The sequence below is a fragment of the Streptomyces sp. NPDC023573 genome (assembly GCF_055559735.1).
This window is the reverse complement of sequence record NZ_JBVHKB010000008.1, coordinates 50498-72796: the sequence shown is the minus strand read 5'-3', so window position 1 is coordinate 72796 and position 22299 is coordinate 50498. Positions and strand designations below refer to the sequence as shown.

Genomic DNA, 22299 nt, shown 5'->3' with positions numbered 1-22299 from the left:
CTTGAAGATGTCGGCAGGCGAAAGATCAAGGCCTCGGGAGTTCATGACGCTGAAAATCCGGTGGGCACTGTCCAGATCCGGGGTGCTGACGGCGACGAGGAAGGTCTGGACGCCCATCAACGTGCACAGGGCGAGACGCTGATCGTCGGTCCAGGCGGACAAGGCAGTGTGGAGAGCCCGGGCGTTGGCCTGTACGGCCCTCTGTGCGTCGGTTCTCAGGTTATGGGGGTTCAGTTCCAGGAGGGTCTTGATGGAACCGGAAGTCTGGATGTGCTGGTGGAAGAAGCCGGCGTCCCGAGGGCGCAGGGTGAGTCGGGGTTTGGCCTTCAGGCCGAGAACGGTGTTCCCGGGCTCCGAGATCATTGCCACCAGGTTGGTCACAACATCGGGCTGCTGTGCCAGGTCGCGCATGACGGCCAGCAGGATGGTCAGGGTCGTCAGCCTCTGCTGACCGTCGATGACGTCGGCCTCGGCGGCGCGACTGTCCTTGACGAGCACCAAGGAGCCGAGGAAGTAGGGCTCCCCGTCGCCCCGTAGAAGCGCTTCCTCGAGGTCGGCGAGGAGTTGCTGGGCCTGTGCGGTCTGCCATGCATAAGGGCGTTGATAGTCCGGAATCCGGAAATCGTAGTCACTGCAGAAGACCTAGTGCAGGGGTAATTCCCGCGCTTCGAGCTGAGCCATGATGACGATCATTGCTCACCGGCGGCCGACTTCGCAGCCAAGTCGCGAACGCGCGGCTCATGGGACGCCCGGTCCATGGGGGCGGGCATCTGGCTCCCCGGGTCGGAGCCGGGCTGGAACGTTCGCCTGGCCGTCAGCCCCGGCTACTGCCCCGCCCCCGCAGCCGCATCGGGAGCTGTGAGCCGCCCCACAAAAGTCACCCGTTCGGATCGCTCCCCTCCGTGGCACAATGACCGTGTACCAGTAGCAGCGCACTCCGGGGTCGGTGTAATTCCGAACCGGCGGTTATAGTCCGCGACCCGTCCGCATCCAGCGGCCGGTTGACCAGGTGAGATTCCTGGACCGACGGTGAAAGTCCGGATGGGAGGCAGTGCGCGGCGGGCCGTCACAGGTACGCCGCCGTCGGCGGATGTGTTCCGGGAGGTTCCGGGACGCCCACATCCGTGTCTTCGGTTTCGGCGTTCCCCTGTTGCGTTCCGCTTCATCTGTCGTCATCGACAGGCCCCGGAGTCCGTGCCCGAAGAGGCAGGAGGACCCGGTGGCCACCGCAGCCGAAAGAACCGCCATGCGGCGGGCGATCATGCTCGCAGCCCGCGGAATCGGCTCCACCAGCCCTAATCCGGTCGTCGGATGCGTCATCCTCGACGCCGCCGGGGAACAGGCCGGTGAAGGCTTCCACCAGCGCGCCGGAGGGCCGCACGCCGAGATCCACGCCCTGCGCGAGGCCGGCGAGCGGGCCCGGGGCGGCACCGCCCTGGTCACCCTCGAACCCTGTAACCACACCGGGCGCACCGGACCCTGTGCCCAGGCGCTCGTCGAGGCCGGCGTCAGTCGTGTCGTGTACGCGGTGAGTGACCCGAACCCGCAGGCCACCGGGGGTGCGGACACCCTGCGTGCCGCCGGCGTCCAGGTGGAACAGGGTCTCCTCGCCGACGAGGCGGAGGCCGGCAACGCCGCCTGGCTCACCTCGGTCCGCCTCGGCCGCCCGTACGTCCTGTGGAAGTACGCGGCGACCCTCGACGGCCGGATCGCCGCCGCCGACGCCACCAGCCGCTGGATCACCTCCGCCGAGGCCCGCGCGGACGTCCACCGGCTGCGCGCCGAGGCCGACGCCGTGGTCGTCGGCTCCGGCACCGCCCGGGCCGACGACCCGCAGCTGGCTGTACGCGGCATCGAGGGCGCCGTCCAGCCGCTCCGGGTGGTCGTCGACACCGGCGCCACCGCCGTCCGCCCCGGGGCCCGGGTCCTCGACGGGTCCGCGCCCACCCTGATCGCGGTCGCCGACGACGCCGAGGCCGGCCACCTCCCCGAGGACGCCGTGCTGCGCCTGCCGCGCGCCGCCGAGGGGCCCGGCCTGGACGTCGACGCGATGCTCGCAGCCCTCCACGGCCGCGGTGTCCGCTCCGTACTCCTCGAAGGCGGGCCGGTCCTGGCCGGCTCCTTCGTCGCCGCGGGCGCGGTCGACACCGTCGTCGGCTACCTCGCTCCGGTTCTCCTCGGCGCCGGCCCGGCAGCCCTCGCGGACGCCGGAATCTCCACCATCTCCCAGGCGTTGCGCCTCGACGTGACCGAGACCGTCCGTATCGGTCCCGACCTGCGCATCACCGCCGTCCCCGTTCCTGCTCGGAAGGGAAACTGAGTGTTCACCGGAATTGTCGAAGAACTGGGTGAGGTCACCGCCGTCGAGAAGCTAGACGACGCCTCCCGCTTCCGACTGCGCGGCCCCGTCGTGACCGAGGGCGCCAAACACGGCGACTCCATCGCCGTCAACGGCGTCTGCCTCACCGTCGTGGACCTCGGGGAGAACGAGTTCACCGCCGACGTCATGGCCGAGACGCTGAACCGCTCCAGCCTCGGCGCGCTCGCCGTCGGCTCCCGGGTCAACCTGGAGCGCCCCATGGCCCTCGGCGGCCGCCTCGGCGGCCACATCGTCCAGGGGCACGTGGACGGCACCGGTCACATCGTCGAGCGCCGGGTCTCCGAGAACTGGGAGATCGTGAAGATCTCCCTGCCCGCCGGTCTGACCCGCTACGTGGTGGAGAAGGGCTCGATCACCGTCGACGGCGTGAGCCTGACCGTCGTCGACGCCGGCTCCGACCACTTCACCATCAGCCTCATCCCCACCACCCTCGCGCTGACCACGCTCGGCATCAAGGAGCCCGGCGACCCGGTCAACCTCGAGGTGGACGTCCTCGCGAAGTACGTCGAACGGCTGCTCGGCCACACCACGGCGCCCGAGACCGTGGAGCCGGTCGCATGAACGCCCTGGACTGGCTGAACTCCGAGGCGTTCACCGCCTTCGGGCAGCACATCATCTGGTCGGACATGCTCGGCAACACGATCGGCCTGATAGCTCTGGCCCTCGGCTGGCTCCGCTCCGTCTGGACGTGGCCGGCCCAGCTCCTGTCCGGCGTCGTCCTCGTCGCCGCCAACGTCTCCGTGCAGCAGGCGGGCAGCGTCGGCAAGCAGCTGATCGTCATCGCCGTCGCCGTGTGGGGCTGGCAGCAGTGGACCCGCGGCCGGCAGAAGGCGCAGGACGGGTCCATCGCCGTGCGCTTCGCCACCTGGCGCGAGCGCGCCTACCTGCTGGGCGGCGCCGTCATCGGCACCCTCGCGGTCGGCGGCCTCTTCACCGCCTTCCCCTCCCTCTCCTGGAGCCCGTGGGCCGACGCGTACATCTTCGCGGGGACGCTCGTCGCGATGCTGGCGCAGGCCCGCGGCATGGTCGAGTTCTGGTTCGCCTGGCTGCTCGTCGACCTCGTCGGCGTACCGCTCAACTTCCACAGCGGACTCGCCTTCTCCGGTCTCATCTACGTCGTCTACGGCGCCCTCGTCCTGTGGGGCATGCGCGACTGGTGGCTGCGTACGCGGACACCCGCTCTGGAAGGAGCCACGGCATGACTGCCCAGCCCACCTGGTTGCACGACCGCACCCTCGATGACCTCTCGCTCGACCCCGTCGAACAGGCGGTCCGTGACATCGCCGCCGGACGGCCCGTCGTGGTCGTCGACGACGAGGACCGGGAGAACGAGGGCGACCTCGTCATCGCCGCCGAGAAGGCGACCCCCGAGATCATCGCGTTCATGATGAGCGAGTGCCGCGGTCTGATCTGCGCTCCCATGGAGAGCGACGAGCTGGACCGCCTCGGACTCCCGCAGATGGTCACGCACAACACCGAGTCGATGCAGACGGCCTTCACCGTCTCCGTGGACGCCTCCGCCGCGCACGGCGTGACCACCGGGATCTCCGCCGCCGACCGCGCCACCACGCTCCGGATGCTGGCGGGCGGCAGGGCCGGCCCCGGCGACTTCGTGCGCCCGGGCCACGTCTTCCCGCTCCGCGCCCGCTCCGGCGGTGTCCTCGTGCGCAACGGCCACACCGAGGCCGCCGTCGACCTGGCCAGGCTCGCCGGGCTGCGCCCCGCGGGCGCCATCGTCGAGATCGCGGGCGAGGACGGCGTCATGCTGAGGCTCCCCGAGCTCGTCCCCTTCGCCCGCAAGCACGGCCTCACGATCATCTCCATCGAGGACCTGATCGCCTACCGCCGCAGCTCCGAGCCCACCGTGCGCCGCGAGGCCGAGGTCCGGCTGCCCACCACCTTCGGCGCCTTCACCGCGTACGGGTACCGCTCCATCGTCGACGGCGTCGAGCACGTCGCACTCGTCCACGGCGACATCGGCGACGGCGAGGACGTCCTCGTCCGGGTCCACTCCGAGTGCCTGACCGGGGACATCTTCCAGTCCCAGCGGTGCGACTGCGGCCCCCAGCTGCACACCTCCATGGAGCGCGTCACCGCCGAGGGACGGGGGGTCGTCGTCTACCTCCGCGGGCACGAGGGCCGCGGCATCGGACTGCTGTCCAAGCTGCGCGCGTACGAGCTCCAGGAGCGCGGCTCCGACACCCTGGACGCCAACCTCGAACTCGGGCTGCCCGCCGACGCCCGGGACTACGCCGCCGGCGCCCAGATCCTGAGCGACCTCGGCGTGCGGACCCTGCGGCTGATGACCAACAACCCGGACAAGACCGCCGCCCTCGTACGGCACGGGCTCAAGATCACCGGGCGCGAACCCATGCCCGTACAGGCCGGGGAGCACAACCTGCGGTACCTGCGCACCAAGCGGGACCGGATGGGGCACGACCTGCCCTGGCTCGACGCCGCGGCGTCGGCCTGCGGCAACCAGTAAGCAGCGACGAACACTCAGGAGAGACATGAGCGGCAAGGGCGCACCCGAACTGTCCGTACGCAACTGCGGAGACCTGCGGGTGGCGGTGATCGCCGCCCAGTGGCACGAGAAGGTCATGGACGGGCTCGTCGACGGGGCCCTGCGCGCACTGCGCGACCTCGGCATCGACGAGCCGACGCTGCTCCGGGTCCCCGGCAGCTTCGAGCTCCCGGTCGTGGCCAAGGTCCTCGCCGGCCGTGGCTACGACGCGATCGTCGCCCTCGGGGTGATCATCCGAGGTGGCACTCCCCACTTCGAATACGTGTCCCAGGGCGTGACCAACGGCCTCACCCAGGTCACGGTCGACACCGGCGTACCCGTCGGATTCGGCGTGCTCACCTGTGACGACGAGGAACAGGCCCTGGACCGGGCCGGGCTCGAAGGCTCCAACGAGGACAAGGGGCACGAAGCGGTCACCGCCGCCGTGGCCACCGCCGCCACACTGCGCACCGTCAGCGAACCCTGGCGCTGAGCAGCGCTCCCGGACCCCGTATTCTAAGGACCATCATGGCCAACAAAACCTTCGAAGAGCTCTTCGCCGAGCTGCAGCTCAAGGCCGCCGACGGCGACCCCTCCACCTCCCGCACCGCCGAGCTGGTGGACAAGGGCGTGCATGCCATCGGCAAGAAGGTCGTCGAGGAGGCCGCCGAGGTCTGGATGGCCGCCGAATACGAGGGCAAGGAAGCCGCCGCCGAGGAGATCTCGCAGCTGCTCTACCACGTCCAGGTGATGATGGTCGCCCGCGGGATCTCCCTCGACGACGTCTACGCCCACCTCTGAGCCACGCCCGCACGTCCCCCCGAACATCCCTCCGCACAAAGGAAACCCGACCTCATGCTGCGCATCGCCGTCCCCAACAAGGGTTCACTCTCCGGGCCTGCGATGGCGATGCTCCATGAGGCCGGCTACCAGCAGCGCAAGGAGTCGAAGGAACTCGTCCTGGTCGACCCGACCAACGAGGTCGAGTTCTTCTACCTGCGCCCGCGGGACATCGCGATCTACGTCAGCTCCGGCCGTCTCGACATCGGCATCACCGGCCGCGACCTGCTGCTGGACTCCGGTGCCGAGGCCGAGGAGATCCTCCAGCTCGGCTTCGCGCGCTCGACGTTCCGCTACGCCACCAAGCCCGGCACGGCGACCGGCCCCAAGGACTTCGGCGGGATGACGATCGCCACGTCCTACGAGGGCATCGTCGCCGCGCACCTCGCCGACGCCGGCGTGGAGGCCTCCGTCGTGCACCTCGACGGCGCGGTCGAGACCGCCATCGAACTCGGTGTCGCCCAGGTCATCGCCGATGTCGTCGAGACCGGCACCAGCCTGCGCAACGCCGGACTCGAGGTCATCGGCGAGCCCATCATGACGTCGGAAGCGGTGGTCATCCGCCGCAAGGGCGCCGACGCCGAGGACCCCAAGGTGCAGCAGTTCCTGCGCCGCCTCCAGGGAGTCCTGGTCGCCCGCACCTACGTGATGATGGACTACGACTGCCGGGTCGAGCACCTGGAGCGCGCTGTCGCCCTCACCCCGGGCCTGGAGTCGCCGACCATCTCCCCGCTGCACCACGAGGGCTGGGTCGCCGTCCGCTCCATGGTCGCCTCCAAGGAGGCCCAGCGGATCATGGACGACCTCTACGAACTGGGCGCCCGCGCCATCCTCACGACGGCCATCCACGCCTGCCGCCTCTGACGGCAGGACCACCAGCACACCGAAGGACGACAGCGCCGCCATGTCCGCCCCCGCGCCCCGGCCGACCGAACTCCCCGCTCTCCCGGCCACCTTCAGGCCCACCCTCACCCGAGTGGTCCTGCTGGCCGTGGGGGCGGCGATGTTCGTCGTCATCACCGCGGTCGCGCTGATACTGGAGAACCTCAGCGCGGGGGAGCGGACCAGCTTCGTCTTCGTCGCCCTGCTCTTCTTCGGCGTCCTCGCCATGCTGAGCAGGCCCCGCGTCACCGCCGACGAGACGGGGATCACGGTGGTCAACATCACCCGCACCCGCAGACTCGCCTGGGCCGAGATCCTCCGCGTCAATCTGCGCGCCGGAGACCCGTGGGTCTTCCTCGACCTCAGCGACGGCACCAGCATGCCCGCCCTCGGCATCCAGCCCGGAATCGCCCGGGAGCGGGCCATCAGCGACGCCCGTACCCTCCGCGCTCTCGCCGAATTCCACGGCAGCGGAGTGAACGACGCCACGGAGAACGGCTGAGCCCCCTGCCCCGTACGCCCCGAACCCGATTATTCTGGATCCGGTGGCGCACCGGGTGCGCCCCGCCCCGCACCAGAAGGCCCTCGCGGCCGCGGGGCACATTCCTGCGACCCAAGGAGTGACTCCCTCCAGCAATGGACGGATCGTCCGGTAGTACCTGCGCCGCCCTCTCCCCGGAGGCGGCGGCATGACCACCCCCCTGTTGCTGCTTCTCGCGGCATTCCTTCTCATCCTCGCCAACGGGTTCTTCGTGGCAGCCGAATTCGGGCTCGTCACGGTGGAACGGCCGGACGCCGAACGCGCCGCCGCCGAAGGCGACCGCCGGGCCCGCACCGTCGTCGCCGCCCTGCGTGAACTCTCCTTCCAGCTCTCCGGCACCCAGCTCGGCATCACGATCACCTCGCTGGTCGTCGGCATGCTCGCCGAACCGGCGCTCGCCCAGCTGCTCGCCGGACCGCTCACCGCCACCGGACTGCCCGAAGGGGCCGTACCCGGGGTGAGCGTCGTGATCGGCATGCTGTTCGCCTCCGCCGTCCAGATGGTGATCGGCGAGCTCGTGCCCAAGAACTGGGCGGTCTCCCGGCCGCTCCAGGTCGCCCGGTTCGTCGCCGGGCCCCAGCACCGCTTCTCGACCGTCCTGCGCCCGGTGATCACCGCGCTGAACACCGTCGCGAACCGGCTGGTCAGGCTGCTGGGCGTCGAACCCACCGACGAGCTCGCCTCCGCCAGGACCCCGGGCGAACTCGTCTCGCTGGCCCGGCACTCCGCCGAGGCCGGCACCCTGGAGCAGGACACCGCCGATCTCTTCGTGCGGACCCTGTCCCTCGCCGGGCTCACCGCGCAGCACGTCATGACGCCGCGCGTGAAGGTCAGCGCGCTCCAGACGTCGGCCACCGCGGCGGACGTCCTCAACCTCACCCGGGCCACCGGCCTGTCCCGCTTCCCCGTCTACCAGGACCGCATCGACGAGGTCGTCGGCATGGTCCACCTAAAGAACGCCCTGGCCGTCCCCTCCCATGACCGGCTGCGCACCCCGGTGAGCCGGATCGCCGTGGCACCGCTCCTGGTGCCGGAGACCCTGCCCGTCGAGCAGCTGCTCCAGCGGCTGCGCAGCGAGCAGCCGATCGCCGTCGTCGTCGACGAGTACGGCGGCACAGCCGGCGTCGTCACCCTCGAGGACATCATCGAGGAGCTCGTCGGCGAGGTCAGGGACGAGCACGACGTGGAGGGCTCCGACCGTCCCGAGCTGACACCCGTCGTCGCCGACGACGGCCGGGCCGGCTGGGACGTGGAGGGCAGCACCCGGGTGCTGACCCTGCGGGGCATAGGCCTCGACGTGCCCGAAGGGCCGTACGAGACCGTGGCGGGGCTGGTCGCCGACCTGCTGGGTCGTATCCCCGCACCCGGTGACCGGGCCGAACTCCCCGGCTGGCGGATCTCCGTCCGTCAGGTCGGCCACTACCGCGCCGAGCAGGTCCGCTTCGTCCGGCTGACGGACATACCGCAGGCTCCGGCCGGTCGGCTCACCCAGGACCTGCTGGAGGCCGTGCGATGAGCCTCGTACAACTGGTCTTCGCCGGTCTCCTGGTGCTGGCGAACGGGTTCTTCGTCGGCGCCGAGTTCGCGCTCGTCTCCGTACGCCGCAGTCAGGTCGAACCCCTCGCGGCAGGCGGGTCGAGCCGCGCCAGGCAGGTCCTGTACGGCCTGGAGAACCTGCCGCAGATGATGGCCGCCGCGCAGTTCGGCATCACCATCTGCTCCCTCACGCTCGGCGCCGTCGCGGAGCCGACCGTGGCCCACCTCCTGGAGCCGGTCTTCCACGCGGCACACGTGCCCGAAGGGCTCGTCCACCCGCTCGGCTTCGCGGTGGCCCTCGTCTCCGTCGTCTTCCTCCACCTCGTCATCGGCGAGATGGTCCCGAAGAACCTGGCGATGGCCGCACCCGAGAAGACCGCGATGTGGCTCAGCCCCGGCCTGGTCGGCTTCGCCCGGCTCTGCAGGCCGGTCACCTCCGCGCTCGGAGCCTGCGCCAACCTCGTCCTGCGGCTCTTCAAGGTCGAGCCGAAGGACGAGGTCGAGGCCGTCTTCACCAGTGAGCAGCTCAACCGGCTGGTGGAGGACGCCGGCATGGCCGGTCTGCTGGAGCCGGAGGCGCGGGACCGCCTCGGGGACGCCCTCGAACTGGGCAGCAGGCCCGTCACCGATGTGCTGCTCGACCGGGCCTCCCTGGTGACGGTGGACCCCTCCGTCACCCCGCGCCGCGTGGAGGAGCTCACCGTGCGGACCGGCTACTCGCGCTTTCCCGTCTGCGCCGAGGGCGGCGGCCCGTTCATGGGCTATCTGCACGTCAAGGACGTCCTGGAGCTGGAGGACGGCGAGCGGGCCGTGCCGCAGCAGATCTGGCGACCGATGGCCACCGTACGGGCGGAGCTCCCGCTGGACGACGCCCTGACGGTCATGCGCCGTGCGGCCACTCACCTCGCCCAGGTCGCCGACGCGTCCGGCAAGGTGCTCGGCCTCGTCGCCATGGAGGACGTCCTGGAGATGCTCGTGGGCGAGGTCCGCGACCCGGCCCACCACGTCTCGTTGCCCCGCCGCACGGTGGAGGTGCCGAAGGCCATGGCCCCGCTGGGCTGACCCCGCGGCCGGACGGCTCCTGCCCGGGGCCGTCCGGCGGACGGCCTACAGGCTGCCGGGCTCCTGCTTCCCCCGGCCCACCGGGCCCCGGCCCGACAGCACCTCGCCGTACGCCTGCATCAGGTCCGGCAGCCGGAGTGTGGCCAGGTCGTCCCGGGTCGGGACGGCGGCGTAACCGGACAGCCGCAGATCACGGTAGGCGCAGCTCTTCTCGTACAGGGTGCGCAGGAAGCGGCCGTTGCCCAGCTCGTCGATCCAGCCCTGGTCGATCACGTGCCCGCTGATGCTGCGCAGCTCGTCGAGGGACTCCTCGTCCCACACATCGCCGTTCTCGGCGGCCAGCACCCCGCCGATCGCGGTGAGTTCCAGGGGGCGGTAGCTCGGGAAGTCGACCCGGGTGGTGAAGCGTGAGGAGAGCCCCGGGTTGGTGGAGAGCAGCCGGTCCATGCCCTCCGGATAGCCGGCGAGGATCACCACCAGGTGGTCCCTGTTGTCCTCGGCCCGCTTGAGGAGGACCTGCAGGGCCTCGTCGCCGTACGCGTCGCCCTTGCTGTAACCGGAGTTGGAGAGGCTGTACGCCTCGTCCACGAAGAGCACCCCGCCGAGCGCCGAATCGATCAGCTCGTTGGCCTTCACCGCTGTCTGCCCGAGGAACTCACCCACCAGATCGGACCGTTGGGCCTCCACCAGATGGTCGCCGCCGAGGAGTCCGAGGGCGTAGAACACCCGGCCCAGGATGCGGGCGACCGTGGTCTTGCCCGTCCCGGACGGCCCGGAGAAGACGAAGTGGCGCTTGGGCGGCTGCACCGGAAGTCCCTGCTCCGCACGGAGACGTGCCATGTTCAGCTGCGCGGACAGCGCCTTGACCTGACGCTTCACGGGTTCGAGGCCGACCATGCGCTCGAGCTCAGCCAGTGCCTGAGCGAGCATCACCGGGTCGCTCGGGCCCGCGGGGAAGGAGGCGGCCCCCGGAGTCCCGGGCTTCTGCCGCGCCCCGGCGGCGTCGGACGCGGGCGGTGGCACGACGGCCCCGGGCAGGACCTGCGGGTCGCCGCCGATCCAGGGCTCACGGCCGTCCACCAGGTCGGTTCCGAGCGCCGGCTCGCCGTCCGCCCGGCCCTCCACGCCCGTGCCGTCGGAACCGAAGCCGGCCAGTGAGACCGCCGCGAGATCGGCGGCCTCGTCGTATCCGTCCCCCTCGGAGATCGCCGCGAGCCTGGCCGAGGTGTCCATGAAGGCCGGGTCCACGCGGTGGACCGCCCGGTACAGCGGCAGGGCCGCCGCGCTGCGGCCGGTGCCCTCGTGGGCCCGCGCCAGCCAGTAACGCAGCTCCTTGCGCTGCGGCTGCTCGCTGCGGCAGCGCATCAGTGCGGCGGACAGCAGGGGCTCCGCCTGCCCGTACATCTCCAGGCGCACGCGTGCCATGCCGCCGAAGAGGCCCGCCTCGATACCGAGCAGCGGATCGTCGATGAGCGGCTCCGTGGTGCGTACGAGCTGGTCCCAGTCCTTGACCAGGTAGGAGCGGCAGGCGTGCAGGAAGCGGACCTGGGGATCGGTGTCGACCGGCGGCAGTCCCGCCAGCGCCCGGTCCAGCTCCGGCACATGGCGGCCGTCCAGCCAGTGCGAGGCGTGCGCGAGGAGCAGGTCGCGTGGGCTCTCCAGCACGGGCTGGACCCACCAGCCCAGCCAGTACCACGAGTTCAGGGTGCGGCGATGACGGGTGCGCTGCTCGCCGAAGCGGTCACGGTGGCGGTACATGCGTAACAGCGCCGTGGTGGTGTCGATCCGCAGCGCGTGCAGACCCAGCCAGCCGTCCGCCATGCCGGGGTCGAGACGCACCGCCGCTCTGAACTCCTCCTCGGCCTGGGGGTACGCGCCCATGGTGTAGGCGTCCACCCCGCGCAGCCAGGCAAGGTCGGCCGGGGCCTGCGTGCCCGGCGTGCCGATGTCCATCAGGTCCCCCACAAACCGTGCCCCCAGAATGTCCCGCCCGCACAGCATGCCCAGCTCGGCGCCCCTAATCACCGTGCCGGGGACGGGAATTGACCACACCAGAGACGCATCGTACCTGTACAGGGAGTGAGCGGTTAAGTGCGTAACCGGCGCTTCGGCGGCAGTGACCGAGGGTGAGAGCGCGGGCCGGTCCGGCGGGGTGTGAGGGCAGAACGAAGCCCCCGGTCACGGGGGAACAACCGGGGGCTTCGCGTCTGCGGGGGCTCCGAAAAGCCGCACATTGAGAACGTAAGACCTGTACGGCCCCTCGGTCAAGCCGGGTTCGGGAGGCTCCGGGGCTTTTTCGTACCGCCCGGTATGGAGCCCCTCACGCTTCACTGTCCGTGACGATGTGACTCGTCACCGCTGTCGGGTGAGGGCCATCCAGCCACATGTATCCCGTGGGCATCCGCCGTATCACCGCATCCGCGAAGGGATATGAGGGGTCGTCGGCGAAATGGCGGTGCTCCGCGACCGTCCAGCCGTCCCAGAACTCCGAGAGTCCGGGTCCGTCGCGCAGCCGGCCCTGCTCCCAGGACGCCTCACTCCCGCCCTCGATCCACAGCAGCCCCGCCAGGAACGGCCGCACCGCGGCCCGGCCCGCCCCCACCCCCTCGATCAGGACCACGGGGGCCGGGTCCAGTGTCCTCGGCGGTCCGAAGCGCCGGGCCGTCCAGTCGTAGGGGGCGTACCGTGCGGGTCGACCCATCGAGAGCGGACCCAGGACCTGCGCCCGGAGCCTGTCCGTCCAGGCGAAGAGCTCCTCATGGGTGGCCAGATCGTCCAGGCGCAGCACGGGGGCGCCGCCGAGCGCCGCGGCCAGCCGGTCGGCGAAGGTGCTCTTGCCGGACCCCGCGTGCCCGTCGACGGCGATCAGCCGCACCGGCCCGCAGGACGGGGGCAGGGAGCGCAGCCGGCGCGCGCGGTCCGCCAGGTCGTTCATGCCTCCACCCTACGAGAGCCCGGGGATCCCCTCGCGGCCCAGCCCAGGTCACGCCAGTGGACCAGACCAATATTGCTGACGCGGCACGGGGCGAATCACTGGCCGGATCCGTCCCCGACCCGCAATAGTTGGCGCACCGATCGGCACCCGCGCCCCAATCCGCTCAACGACCGGGGGTCTCGCCCATGACCAGACCGACTTCACGCAGGACCGTGCTCACCGCCGCGCTCGCGGCAGCGGCGGGGGCAGGAGCCGTGGCCTCCGCCGGCCCCGCGAACGCCGCCTCCTCCCGCACCTCCTCATCACCGGCGGAAGCCTCGCTCGTGGACAACCGCTTCTGGACGACGTACACCGACTGGCGCTGCGGCACGTCCGCCGGGACCCGAGCGGTCGCCGGACGCCGGCCGGGCCTGGAGATCTCCGCCCCCGCCGGGAGCACCGACTACGCCGACCCGCACACCGGCACGACCAGCACCTGGGAGTACGCGACGTGGACCTCTCCGGTCCACCGCTCGTCCGTCCCCGCCACCGAGGTGATCGCCTCCTGGAACGCCCATACCCCGCCGGGCACCTGGATCCAGATCGAGCTGCGCGGCAGCTACTCGGACGGGACGGACACGCCCTGGTACGTGATGGGCCGCTGGGCGGCCGCCGACACCGACATCCGCCGCACCTCCGTGGACGACCAGAGCGACGGCCGGAGCACGGTCTGGACCGACACCTTCTCCGTGGACGACGCGGCTAGCGGGCTGCGGCTGGCCTCCTACCGCCTGCGGCTCACCCTCCACCGCACCCCCGGTACCGGCCTCACGCCGACGGTCCACCGGGTCGGCGCCATGGCCTCGGACATCCCCGACCGCTTCACCGTCCCCGCCGCGGAGCCCGGCACGGCCCGGGAACTGGCGGTGCCCCGCTACTCGCAGAACGTCCATGTGGGGGAGTACCCGGAGTACGACAACGGGGGCGAGGCCTGGTGCAGCCCCACCTCCTCGCAGATGATCATCGAGTACTGGGGCCGCACCCCCACCCCCGAGGACCTTGCCTGGGTCAAGCCCGGCATCCCCGACCCGCAGGTGTGCCACGCGGCGCGGTACACCTTCGACCACCAGTACGACGGATGCGGGAACTGGCCCTTCAACGCCGCCTACGCGGCGACGTACAAGGACATGAACGCCGTGGTCACCCGGCTGGGGTCGCTGACCGACGTGGAGAAGCTGATCGCCGCGGGCATCCCGGTCATCACGTCCCAGTCGTTCCTCAAGGGCGAGCTGACAGGAGCGGGTTACGGGACCTCGGGTCACCTGATGACCGTCATCGGCTTCACCGCCGACGGCGACGTGATCGCCAACGACCCCGCGTCGCCGTCCAACGACGCGGTGCGCCGCGTCTATCAGCGGCGCGAGTGGGAAGACATCTGGCTCCGCACGAAGCGCTACGACGCGAACGGGCAGGTCAGAAGTGGCACGGGAGGGGTCTGCTACGTCTACTGGCCCGTCAGCTCCACACCGGCTCAGCGCCGCGCACTGCGGTCGCTCGGCCTGACCTGAGCATGTAGGAACCGACGGCCGCCTCGACGACCTGACGGCAGCGCTCCTGCCCGTCCCGCGTGAGGCGGCCGTACCGGTCCATGGCGGGGGTTGCCCTCCCGCGACCCGTGCGCCCTACGCCTGGATCCACCGTCGCAGTGCTTCAACCGTGTTCTCCGGCGCCGTGTTGAAGCACAGCCGGATACCGGGCGCCGCCTCTGTGAGGACGTTGACCAGCCGTTCGAACAGCAGGGTGCTCTCCGGCGCCATGCGTATGCCACCGCCGATCATCGCCAAGCCGAAGGCATGCTCCGCAAGGTGCCTCCGGACGGTCGCCTCGGCGCGGTCCAGCGAAGCATCGATCAGGCACGGGACCGCATCGAACCCCGACTCACGCAACGCCGTGGTCCCGGCTTCGATCCGGGCGGTGAGTGTGGCTTCATCGAGATCGCCGGGCATCCGGCTGTAGTCGAGCGCGCGCGGATGCAGACCGATCGACAGGACCTTGGTGTCGCGCGGTAGGAGAGCATCACTTCCATGGACCACGTGCGATTCCTCTCGGATCGTTGCTCGTTCGCCGAGCCAGGGACATCGTGCCCCGCCGGAGCCTCGCCCGTCGACACCCCCGCCACCCTCCCGGTGTGCTCACGGCCGGCCGGCCGGACGGCCGGGGCGCGGTCCCGGGCCGGGGGCGGGGGCACAGCCCGAAGAGGTGAGGCCCGACGTATTGCGCCGCCGGGGCGGCAGGCAGACTCTGCGTGTTGTATTTCCTTCAGCAGAGGACGGCCCACACATGATCACGCTCACCAAGGAAGACGGACCGGCGGACCTGGACGGAGTCACTCACCTGTCCATCGGCGTGTCCTGGGACCCCACGGCCGGCACCAGCGGAGGGGTCATGGGGATGCTGCGCCGCAAGACCGGCACCGACCTCGACCTGATCGCCATCGCCGTGCAGGGCTCCGACCCGGTGCGTCTGGCCGGGCTGGACTCGCTGGACCCCATGGGCAACGGCTCCCTGGTGCACAGCGGCGACAACCAGACAGGGCGCGGCGACGGCGACGACGAGACCGTCACGGTCGAATTCGCGCGCGTCCCCGCCAACATCACGTCGATCGTGTTCGTCGCCGCCGCCTTCAAGAAGGGGAGCTCCTTCCAGAAGGCCCGCAACATCAGCTTCAAGGTCTACGACGCGACAGGCGGCAGCGCCCAGCAGGTGGCCGACATCTGGCCCAGCCTGCTGACCCAGGACAACGGCTGCGCGGTGGCGAAGGCCGTGCGGGTCGGCGGCACCTGGAAGCTGGAAGTGATCAATACGGCGGGGAAGATCAAGCAGGGTGACGAGCACGCGCTGATGCGCTTCGCGATCAGCAAGTAGGGATCTTGTGCGCCGGACACCGGCGGGGTTGTGTGGCCTCGGGCCGAAGGCCCTCTGCGGGCCGGAGCTCCGCAAGGGGAATTCGGCCGGGGGCGGCGCGTCACGTCAGGACCGGGAGAGACTCCAGCCCCCGGACGAGGCGGGTGCGCCGCCATGCCAGCCGCTCAGCCGGCACGGCGAGCCGGATGCCGGGGAAGCGGGTCAGGATCGCGCGTAGGGCGATGTGGGCCTCAGCCTTCGCGAGGGGTGCTCCGACGCAGCGGTGGATGCCGTGGCCGAAGCTGAGATGGCCGGCCGCGTCCCGGTGGAGGTCGAGCCGGTCCGGCGCCGGGAAGCGTCCCGGGTCGCGGTTGGCGGCACCGAGGGCTACGAGCACCGGGACGCCTGCCGGGATCTCGGCCCCGCCCAGGGTGATGGCTTCCGTGGTGAACCGGAAGGTGGAGGTGCTGACCGGCGCGTCGAAGCGGAGCAACTCGTCCAGTGCGTGCGGGACGGCCTCCGGATCGCTGCGCATTCGTTCCATCGTGGCGGGGTGCCGCAGCAGGGCCAGGACGGCGTTGCCGAGGAAGTGGGTGGTGGTCTCGTGGCCGGCGACGAGCAACAGCACGGCCAGGGAGACCAGCTCCTCCTCGGCGAGGCGGTCCTCGCCGTCGCGCGCGGCGATGAGGCGGTCCAGGAGCGCATCGCCCGGGCGACCGCGCTTCGACGCGATGAGGCCGGTCATGTAGGCGGCGACGGCGTACGAGGCGGTGTCGATGCGGCCGGGCTCTCCGGCGGCGAACAGTTCGGCGGACCAGTGCTGGACCAGCGGTCGGTCGGTCTCCGGCACGCCGAGCAGTTCGCAGATCACCATGACCGGCAGAGGGACGGCGAGGTCGGCGACGAGGTCGACCGGCCCTGCGGGCGGCCAGCGGTCCAGCAGTTCGTCGGTCAGCCGGGTGATGAAGGGACGGAGCCCGGCGACAGCGCCGCTCGTGAACGCGCCGGTGACCAGCTTGCGGAGGCGTGTGTGCTGGGGCGGGTCGCCGGCCAGCATGGTGTGCGCGACGGCGGGATGCAGCCGGCGCCGCGAGTCCTTGCCGGCGAAGAAGGCGGCGGTGTCCTTGGAGAGCCGCGCGTCGCCGAGAGCCAGCCGGGCCTCTTCATGCCCCGTGACCAGGTAGCTGTGGTGTCCGCCGGATCCGGACGCCACAGCCCGCACGGGGCACTCGGAGCGCATGGCCGCGTACACGGGGTAGGGGTCGCGGGCGAACTGGGCGTCCGTGGCGGCGTTGTTCAAGGCGTCAGGCTCCAACCGGCTGCGGGGGACCATCATCGTCCCGGCCAGGGGTGGACCGGAGGGCGCCGGTCAGCGCCGCACCCTGGCACGCAGAGCCTCGACGGACCACTCGAGCACCGGCGCCAGCGTCTCCGGGGCCGGCCAGCGGTTGATCACTGCCAGGAGCTGCGAGTACCGCTCCCTGCGGGTATCACTGACGCCTTCCAGCCGGGTCAGCAGCCGGCGGCGGAGTTCGACGTCGTCAGGGCGGCCGAGGACACGGGCGTAGTGGGCGGTGAGCGCCGCGACGACGGGATCGGCCAGAGGCGAGGCCGGTTCGATGCCGGCGGTCAGGGCCGGGCCGACCTGGTCACGGACCGTTCCGATCAGGTCGCGGTGCGGCCCCGCGGAGCCGCCGCAGGCGCGCTCGGCCGCGTGGTCCTCGACCATCCGCCGCAGGACGGCGCGGAATTCGGGGTCCTGGGACAATCCGGCCAACTCCATCCACGCCTGGATCTGTTCGTCCTCAGGATTGTCGGGCAGCTCGGGAGTCATCGAGCGCATGGCCCCCGCGAAGACGGGATCGGCGCCGGGACCACCGAACACGGAGTCCAAGAAATCGTCGATCAGGGACCGGCGTTCGTACTCGGAGAGCTGGGCGAGCTTGTGCATGAGATCCGTCTCCTCAGGGGTCGACCCGCGTAGGGCCACAGCCGTCAACACCGCGCGCCTCTGGCGCAGTGTGCGAATCTGCACGGCCAGCCCTTCGGCGTGCGCCGCTGCGACCTCGGGGAGCGAGACCTCCCGGTCCATGATCTTGCGGATCGTGGGAAGGTCCAGACCCAGATCGCGCAGGGTCCGCACGAGATCCAGGCGGGCGACGGCGTCGACGGCGTAAAGGCGGTAGCCGGCGGGGCTGCGGTCGGTCGGCGTCACGATTCCGCGGTCGGAGTAGAACCGGATGGTCTTGACCGTGAGGCCGGTCCGCCGGGCCAGCTCGCCGATCGGGTGGAGCGTGTCGTCGTCCATGCCCTTACCTTCGTGTCTCCCCCTGATGGAGACTCAAGCGCAGAATGCTTCGGCACCACGACTTCCTGTCACCCGGTCTGTTCAGACGGCGACGACGGTCGTCTCCGTGGCCTTGACGCTGGTCCAGACGGGGCTCCCCTCGGCGAGGCCCAGTTCGGCGAGGGCCTGAGGAGTGATCTCGGCGACGAGGTCCGGCACCTGGTCCGAGGTGATCAGGACCCGCATCCGGCTGCCGCTGGTCGTGATCTCCCGTACGGTGCCCGACCAGACGTTGCGGGGGCTGCCGGCCGGCTTGTCCCTGTGTACGGAGACGGCTTCCGGAGCGATGATCGCGAGGGAGTCCGTGCCCGGCGGGAGCGTGTCCGCGGCCACGAGGAGACCGCCGTCGGTGAGGCGGACGCCGGCGTCGGTGGCGGTACCGGGCCAGGCGTTGCGGCCCAGCATCCGGGCGACCCAGGGGGAGCGGGGGTGACGGGTGACCTCGGTGGGCGGGGCGTCCTGGAGGGTCCGTCCGTCGTCCAGGACGAGGACCCGGTCGGCGAGCGCCACGGCCTCGACGGGGTCGTGGGTGACCATGAGGCACACGCCGCCGAAGCCGTCGAGATGGCGGCGGAGCGTGTGCCGGACGTGGGCGCGGGTGGTCTGGTCGAGGGCGGCCAGCGGTTCGTCGAGCAGGAGCAGCCGGGGCCGGGCGGCCAACGCCCGGGCGAGCGCGACACGCTGGGCCTGGCCTCCGGAGATCTGCCCCGGTCTGCGGTGCGCGAGATGCCCCACACCCAGCCGGTCCAGCCACATCTGCGCACTGCGACGGGCCTCGGCGCGCGGGACGCCACGGGCGCGGAGCCCGTACGCCGTATTGGCCGAGGCGTTCATGTGGGGGAAGAGCGCCCCGTCCTGGGGGACCCATGCCACGCCCCTGCGGTGCGGGGGGAGCGCGGTCACGTCGGTGTCGCCGAGCCGGAGTTCGGCGTGAGCGCGCGGGGTGAGGCCGAGGAGTGCGCGTAGCAGGGTGGTCTTGCCGGCGCCGTTGGGGCCGACGACCGCGATGGTGGTCCCGGCGTCCGCGTCCAGAGTCAGGTCGTTGAAACCCGTGACGGTGGCATGGAGCGGCCAGCCCGGCCCCGTGTCACGCGTGACGTCCGGGGCGGCACGCGTGTCCATCTGCGGCGCCTGGCCCGGGCCGTCGGCCGGGGCGCGAGGCCGGGCGGTGTGCGGGGTTCCGGTCCATCGTCCGCGCAGTGCGACGAGTACGGCCATGGCGATGACCAGGAGGAGAAGCGAGACCGAGGTCGCGGCTTCCGGGCTGTCCTGGAGCAGCAGGTAGACCTGGAGGGGGAGCGTCTGCGTCGTGCCGGGGAGGTTTCCGGCGAAGGTGATGGTCGCCCCGAACTCACCGAGGGCCCGCGCCCAGGTCAGCGCCGCGCCCGCGGCGAGACCGGGGGCGACCATGGGCAGGGTGACGGTGAAGAACACCCGTACCGGTGAGGCCCCCAGCGAGGCCGCGGTCTCCTCGTAGCGTGGGCGCAGTCCTCCCAGAGCGCCTTCGAGGCTGATCACCAGGAACGGCATGGCGACGAAGGTCGCGGCCAGGACGGCGCCGGAGGTGTGGAACGGCAGCGTGATCCCGAACGTGTCCTCCAGCCAAGGGCCGAGGAGCCCGCGCCGGCCGAAGGCCAGAAGGAGGGCGACGCCGCCGACGGTCGGTGGCAGGACCATCGGCAGGAGCACGAGAGAGCGGACGAACGCCTTGCCGGGGAAGTCGACCCGGGCCAGGAGCCAGGCCAGCGGCACACCGAGGACGAGGGAGAGCCCGAGGGCCCAGGCCGAGACGAGCAGGGAGAGCTTCAGCGCCTGGGTCGTCCCGGGGTCGGTCAGGTGCGCGCCCAGGTCGGACCAGGACGTACGGGTGATGATGCCCAGCAGAGGCAGGAGCAGGAAGGCGATGGCCAGCAGCGCGGGGATCGCCAGGGCGATCGGGGCTCGGGGGCCGGTGGCGCGGCGGCGGAGGCGTCTCATGAGGATCCCTGATGCTGAAGTGCCGTGCGGGGCCTGCCCGGAAGACGGGACCCCGCACGGGCGAATGCCCGCTACGGCTTCTGGAAGCCGGCGTCGGCGAGGATCTTCCGGGCCTCGGGGGAGGACAGCCATGCCACGAACGCGCTCGCGGCCTCGCCGTTCTCGGAGGTCTTCAGGGTCGCCGCCGGGTAGGAGGCTACGGCGTTCTGTGCGTCCGGGATGTCGATCGCCTCGATCTTGCCGGTCGCCGTGGCGGCGTCCGTCCTGTAGACGAGACCGGCGTCCGCCTCGCCGAGCTCGACCTTGCTGAGGACGGCGCGGACGTTGGGCTCCTGGGAGACGGGCTTCACCTCGGTCCTCTGCGCGTCCAGGATCTGCCGGCTGTAGCGACCGACCGGCACCTCGGGCGCCGCGAGGACGACCTTCAGACCGGGGTCGGCGAGGTCCTTCAGGGTCTCGACCCCCTCCGGGTTCCCCTTGCCCGTGGCGATCACCAGACGGTTCTTCGCGATGACGGTCGGCGACCCCGTGTCGGACTTCAGCCCGTCCATCGTCTTCGTGTCCGCCGTCACCAGCGCGTCGGCGGGCGCGCCCTGCTCGACCTGTGCGGCGAGCTCCTGAGAGCCGGCGAACGAGAAGGTCACCTCGGTGCCCGGGTGTCCCTTCTCGTAGGCCGCACCGGCCGTCTTGAAGACGTCGGTGAGCGAGGAGGCGGCCAGCACCGTCAGGTCGGCCCCGGACGCCGACGTGCTGTCACCCGAGTCCTTCGCGTCGTCGCTGCCGCACGCGGCCAGCGGAACGAGGAGAGCCGCCGTCAGGACGGCCGCCGCCGTGGGCCGCCGGGTGAAGGTGAGAGACATGGGGGAGAGCTCCTTGGGGACGCGGCGGGGTCGCGCCACCCGGGCGGGTGGTGGAGAGCCGCGCCGGGGGGCCGATCCCCAGTATGGGGCCGCATGTGCGACAGATTAAAGGAGTTCCGTTCTCATTTACAAAGCTTGATGCGAATCTCCATGGCACATGCGGCGGCTCCTGGAGAATGGTCCCACTCCGGCAGGCGGCCGGTGGTGCCAGGTGAGCGGCCCGCTCCGGCGCCCCGTCACCAGGTGACGGGCAGGGCGTGCAGGCCGTAGATGACGGCGTCGTGCTTGAAGGGGACGGCGTCGATGCCGTCGACGGTGCGGAGGGTGGGGATGCGGCGGAAGAGGGTGGGATAGACGACCTGGAGCTCCATGCGGGCCAGCGGCTGGCCCACGCAGTGGTGGGCGCCGGCCCCGAACGCCTGGTGGTGACGGGCGTCGCGGGTGAGGTCGAGACGGTCGGGGTCGGGGAAGACAGCGGGGTCGCGGTTGGCGAGTTCACCGAGGAGGATGACGCCCTCTCCCGCACGGATGGTGCGGCCGGCGATCTCGATGTCCTCCAGGGCGGTGCGGCGGCGGCCGAGGTGGACGATGGAGAGGTAGCGCAGGAGTTCCTCGACGGCGTCGCGGATGACGGCGGGGTCGTCCGTGTCGCGGATCAGGGCGAGCTGCCCGGGGTGCTGGAGGAGCAGGAGCGTGCCCAGGCTGATCATGTTCGCGGTGGTCTCGTGTCCGCCGAGGAGGAGGAGTACGCCCATCGTGGCGGCCTCCCGGCGGGTGAGTTCGCCGTTGTCGATCTGTGTGCAGAGGCTGGAGAGGAGGTCGTCGCCGGGCTCGGTGAGCTTACGGCCGACGAGCTCGTCGAGGTAGGCGGCGAGGTTGGTGTGGGCCGTCTGCCGTTCCTGAGGAGAGGCGACGGCCGAGACGATGACCTTGCTGTTCGTCTGGAAGAACTCGTGGTCCTGATAGGGGACACCGAGCATCTCCGAGATGACCAGGGAGGGGATCGGCAGGGCGAGTGCCTGGACGAGGTCGGCCGTGCCGGGACCCTCCAGCATGGCGTCGACGAAGTCGTCGGCCATCTTCTGCACGCGGGGACGCATCGCCTCGATGCGCTTGATGGTGAAGGCGCCGCTGACCATGCGGCGCAGCCGGGCGTGCTCGGGGTCGTCCATGCCGACGAAGCTCAGGTCGGTGCTGCCCGCGTGGGCGTGCGCGGGGTCCACGGGGCTGGGGAAGCCCGGCCGGGTGAACTCCACGCTCAGGCGCGGGTCGGACAGCAACGCCTTCTGCTCGGCGTGCCCCGTGACGGCCCAGGGAGTGCTGCCGCCCCAGGAACGGACCCGGGTGAGCGGGCCGTACCCGGACAGCGCCCGCATCTCGGGGGAGGGCGCGAAGGGGCATTCCGGGGAGCGCGGCCGGGGGAAGCCGGGGATGCCGTCGGCGCTCGCCTCGGGAGTGGCGGGAGTGGCGGGAGTGCTGGTCATGGTCTTCTCCGGTGGGGTGGGCCGCCTCCGACGCGGCGGGCGTGGGAGGCGTACGCGGATCAGTCGGTA

At 71.1% G+C, this 22299-nt stretch carries 20 protein-coding genes, 1 pseudogene and 1 riboswitch; of the genes and pseudogenes, 12 read left to right on the top strand and 9 right to left on the bottom strand.

Translation table 11 applies throughout. The annotated features are described in order from the left end of the window. Positions 1-3: 3 nt before the first annotated feature. Positions 4-618: pseudogene (locus ACZ32T_RS24940) on the bottom strand (DUF262 domain-containing protein); the annotation flags it as partial. Positions 619-928: 310 nt separating this feature from the next. Continuing rightward, a riboswitch (FMN riboswitch) is annotated at positions 929-1059 on the top strand. A gap of 160 nt (positions 1060-1219) precedes the next feature. On the opposite strand from ACZ32T_RS24940, the gene ribD reads away from it, so the two are divergent. The 10 genes from ribD to ACZ32T_RS24890 all read left to right on the top strand — a co-directional run bounded on the left by ribD (position 1220) and on the right by ACZ32T_RS24890 (position 9744). After that, positions 1220-2320 carry a bifunctional diaminohydroxyphosphoribosylaminopyrimidine deaminase/5-amino-6-(5-phosphoribosylamino)uracil reductase RibD gene (gene ribD, locus ACZ32T_RS24935; RefSeq protein ID WP_467369100.1) on the top strand — a complete coding sequence of 367 codons (1101 nt, stop codon included), beginning with the start codon at positions 1220-1222 and terminating at the stop codon, positions 2318-2320. After that, a complete protein-coding gene (locus ACZ32T_RS24930; RefSeq protein ID WP_467264944.1) occupies positions 2321-2941 on the top strand; it encodes a riboflavin synthase in 621 nt (206 codons plus the stop codon). After that, the gene (locus ACZ32T_RS24925) at positions 2938-3582 is read left to right on the top strand and encodes a nicotinamide mononucleotide transporter family protein (protein ID WP_467369098.1); all 645 of its coding nucleotides are present in this window, start codon (positions 2938-2940) and stop codon (positions 3580-3582) included. The genes ACZ32T_RS24930 and ACZ32T_RS24925 overlap by 4 nt, the downstream gene beginning before the upstream one ends. Next, positions 3579-4865: a bifunctional 3,4-dihydroxy-2-butanone-4-phosphate synthase/GTP cyclohydrolase II gene (locus tag ACZ32T_RS24920; protein ID WP_467264947.1), complete on the top strand. Its 1287-nt coding sequence runs from the start codon at positions 3579-3581 to the stop codon at positions 4863-4865. Before ACZ32T_RS24925 ends, ACZ32T_RS24920 begins: the two co-directional genes overlap by 4 nt. 25 nt (positions 4866-4890) lie before the next feature. Continuing rightward, positions 4891-5376: a 6,7-dimethyl-8-ribityllumazine synthase gene (ribH, locus tag ACZ32T_RS24915; protein WP_356712634.1), complete on the top strand. Its 486-nt coding sequence runs from the start codon at positions 4891-4893 to the stop codon at positions 5374-5376. Positions 5377-5411: 35 nt separating this feature from the next. Then, positions 5412-5684, top strand: a complete 273-nt coding sequence (locus ACZ32T_RS24910) for a phosphoribosyl-ATP diphosphatase (protein ID WP_031097852.1) — start codon at positions 5412-5414, stop codon at positions 5682-5684. A 54-nt stretch (positions 5685-5738) separates the two neighbouring features. Continuing rightward, positions 5739-6587 carry an ATP phosphoribosyltransferase gene (gene hisG / locus ACZ32T_RS24905; protein ID WP_104790454.1) on the top strand — a complete coding sequence of 283 codons (849 nt, stop codon included), beginning with the start codon at positions 5739-5741 and terminating at the stop codon, positions 6585-6587. Between the two features lie 40 nt (positions 6588-6627). Continuing rightward, on the top strand, positions 6628-7107 hold the full coding sequence (locus tag ACZ32T_RS24900; RefSeq protein ID WP_467264950.1) for a PH domain-containing protein: 480 nt from the start codon (positions 6628-6630) through the stop codon (positions 7105-7107). A 187-nt stretch (positions 7108-7294) separates the two neighbouring features. Next, positions 7295-8662, top strand: coding sequence for a hemolysin family protein (locus ACZ32T_RS24895; protein ID WP_467264952.1), 1368 nt, complete (start codon positions 7295-7297; stop codon positions 8660-8662). Then, entirely contained in the window at positions 8659-9744 is a 1086-nt protein-coding gene (locus ACZ32T_RS24890; protein ID WP_467264954.1) for a hemolysin family protein, read from the top strand. The genes ACZ32T_RS24895 and ACZ32T_RS24890 overlap by 4 nt, the downstream gene beginning before the upstream one ends. 45 nt (positions 9745-9789) lie before the next feature. On the opposite strand, the gene ACZ32T_RS24885 is transcribed toward ACZ32T_RS24890, so the two are convergent. Both ACZ32T_RS24885 and ACZ32T_RS24880 read right to left on the bottom strand, forming a co-directional pair. Continuing rightward, positions 9790-11697 carry an AAA family ATPase gene (locus tag ACZ32T_RS24885; protein ID WP_467369096.1) on the bottom strand — a complete coding sequence of 636 codons (1908 nt, stop codon included), beginning with the start codon at positions 11695-11697 and terminating at the stop codon, positions 9790-9792. A gap of 367 nt (positions 11698-12064) precedes the next feature. After that, the gene (locus ACZ32T_RS24880; protein WP_467369094.1) at positions 12065-12679 is read right to left on the bottom strand and encodes a uridine kinase family protein; all 615 of its coding nucleotides are present in this window, start codon (positions 12677-12679) and stop codon (positions 12065-12067) included. 185 nt (positions 12680-12864) lie between these two features. Between ACZ32T_RS24880 and ACZ32T_RS24875 the strand changes: the two genes are divergently transcribed. Then, entirely contained in the window at positions 12865-14226 is a 1362-nt protein-coding gene (locus ACZ32T_RS24875; protein ID WP_467369092.1) for a peptidase C39 family protein, read from the top strand. A gap of 114 nt (positions 14227-14340) precedes the next feature. Here the strand turns inward: ACZ32T_RS24875 and ACZ32T_RS24870 are convergent, their stop codons facing one another. Further along, positions 14341-14751 (bottom strand): hypothetical protein, encoded by a 411-nt coding sequence (locus tag ACZ32T_RS24870; protein WP_467264962.1) that lies wholly within the window; start codon positions 14749-14751, stop codon positions 14341-14343. Positions 14752-14998: 247 nt separating this feature from the next. On the opposite strand from ACZ32T_RS24870, the gene ACZ32T_RS24865 reads away from it, so the two are divergent. Beyond that, positions 14999-15583 (top strand): TerD family protein, encoded by a 585-nt coding sequence (locus tag ACZ32T_RS24865; protein WP_467264964.1) that lies wholly within the window; start codon positions 14999-15001, stop codon positions 15581-15583. 100 nt (positions 15584-15683) lie between these two features. On the opposite strand, the gene ACZ32T_RS24860 is transcribed toward ACZ32T_RS24865, so the two are convergent. From ACZ32T_RS24860 to ACZ32T_RS24840, 5 genes are all read right to left on the bottom strand, one after another. After that, a complete protein-coding gene (locus ACZ32T_RS24860) occupies positions 15684-16802 on the bottom strand; it encodes a cytochrome P450 family protein (RefSeq protein ID WP_467369361.1) in 1119 nt (372 codons plus the stop codon). Between the two features lie 129 nt (positions 16803-16931). Then, positions 16932-17870 (bottom strand): MerR family transcriptional regulator, encoded by a 939-nt coding sequence (locus tag ACZ32T_RS24855; RefSeq protein WP_467369089.1) that lies wholly within the window; start codon positions 17868-17870, stop codon positions 16932-16934. A gap of 81 nt (positions 17871-17951) precedes the next feature. Next, the gene (locus ACZ32T_RS24850) at positions 17952-19886 is read right to left on the bottom strand and encodes an ABC transporter permease (protein WP_467369087.1); all 1935 of its coding nucleotides are present in this window, start codon (positions 19884-19886) and stop codon (positions 17952-17954) included. Between the two features lie 71 nt (positions 19887-19957). Next, positions 19958-20746, bottom strand: coding sequence for a molybdate ABC transporter substrate-binding protein (gene modA, locus ACZ32T_RS24845; protein ID WP_467369086.1), 789 nt, complete (start codon positions 20744-20746; stop codon positions 19958-19960). A gap of 236 nt (positions 20747-20982) precedes the next feature. Further along, entirely contained in the window at positions 20983-22230 is a 1248-nt protein-coding gene (locus ACZ32T_RS24840; RefSeq protein ID WP_467369084.1) for a cytochrome P450, read from the bottom strand. Positions 22231-22299: the final 69 nt, after the last annotated feature.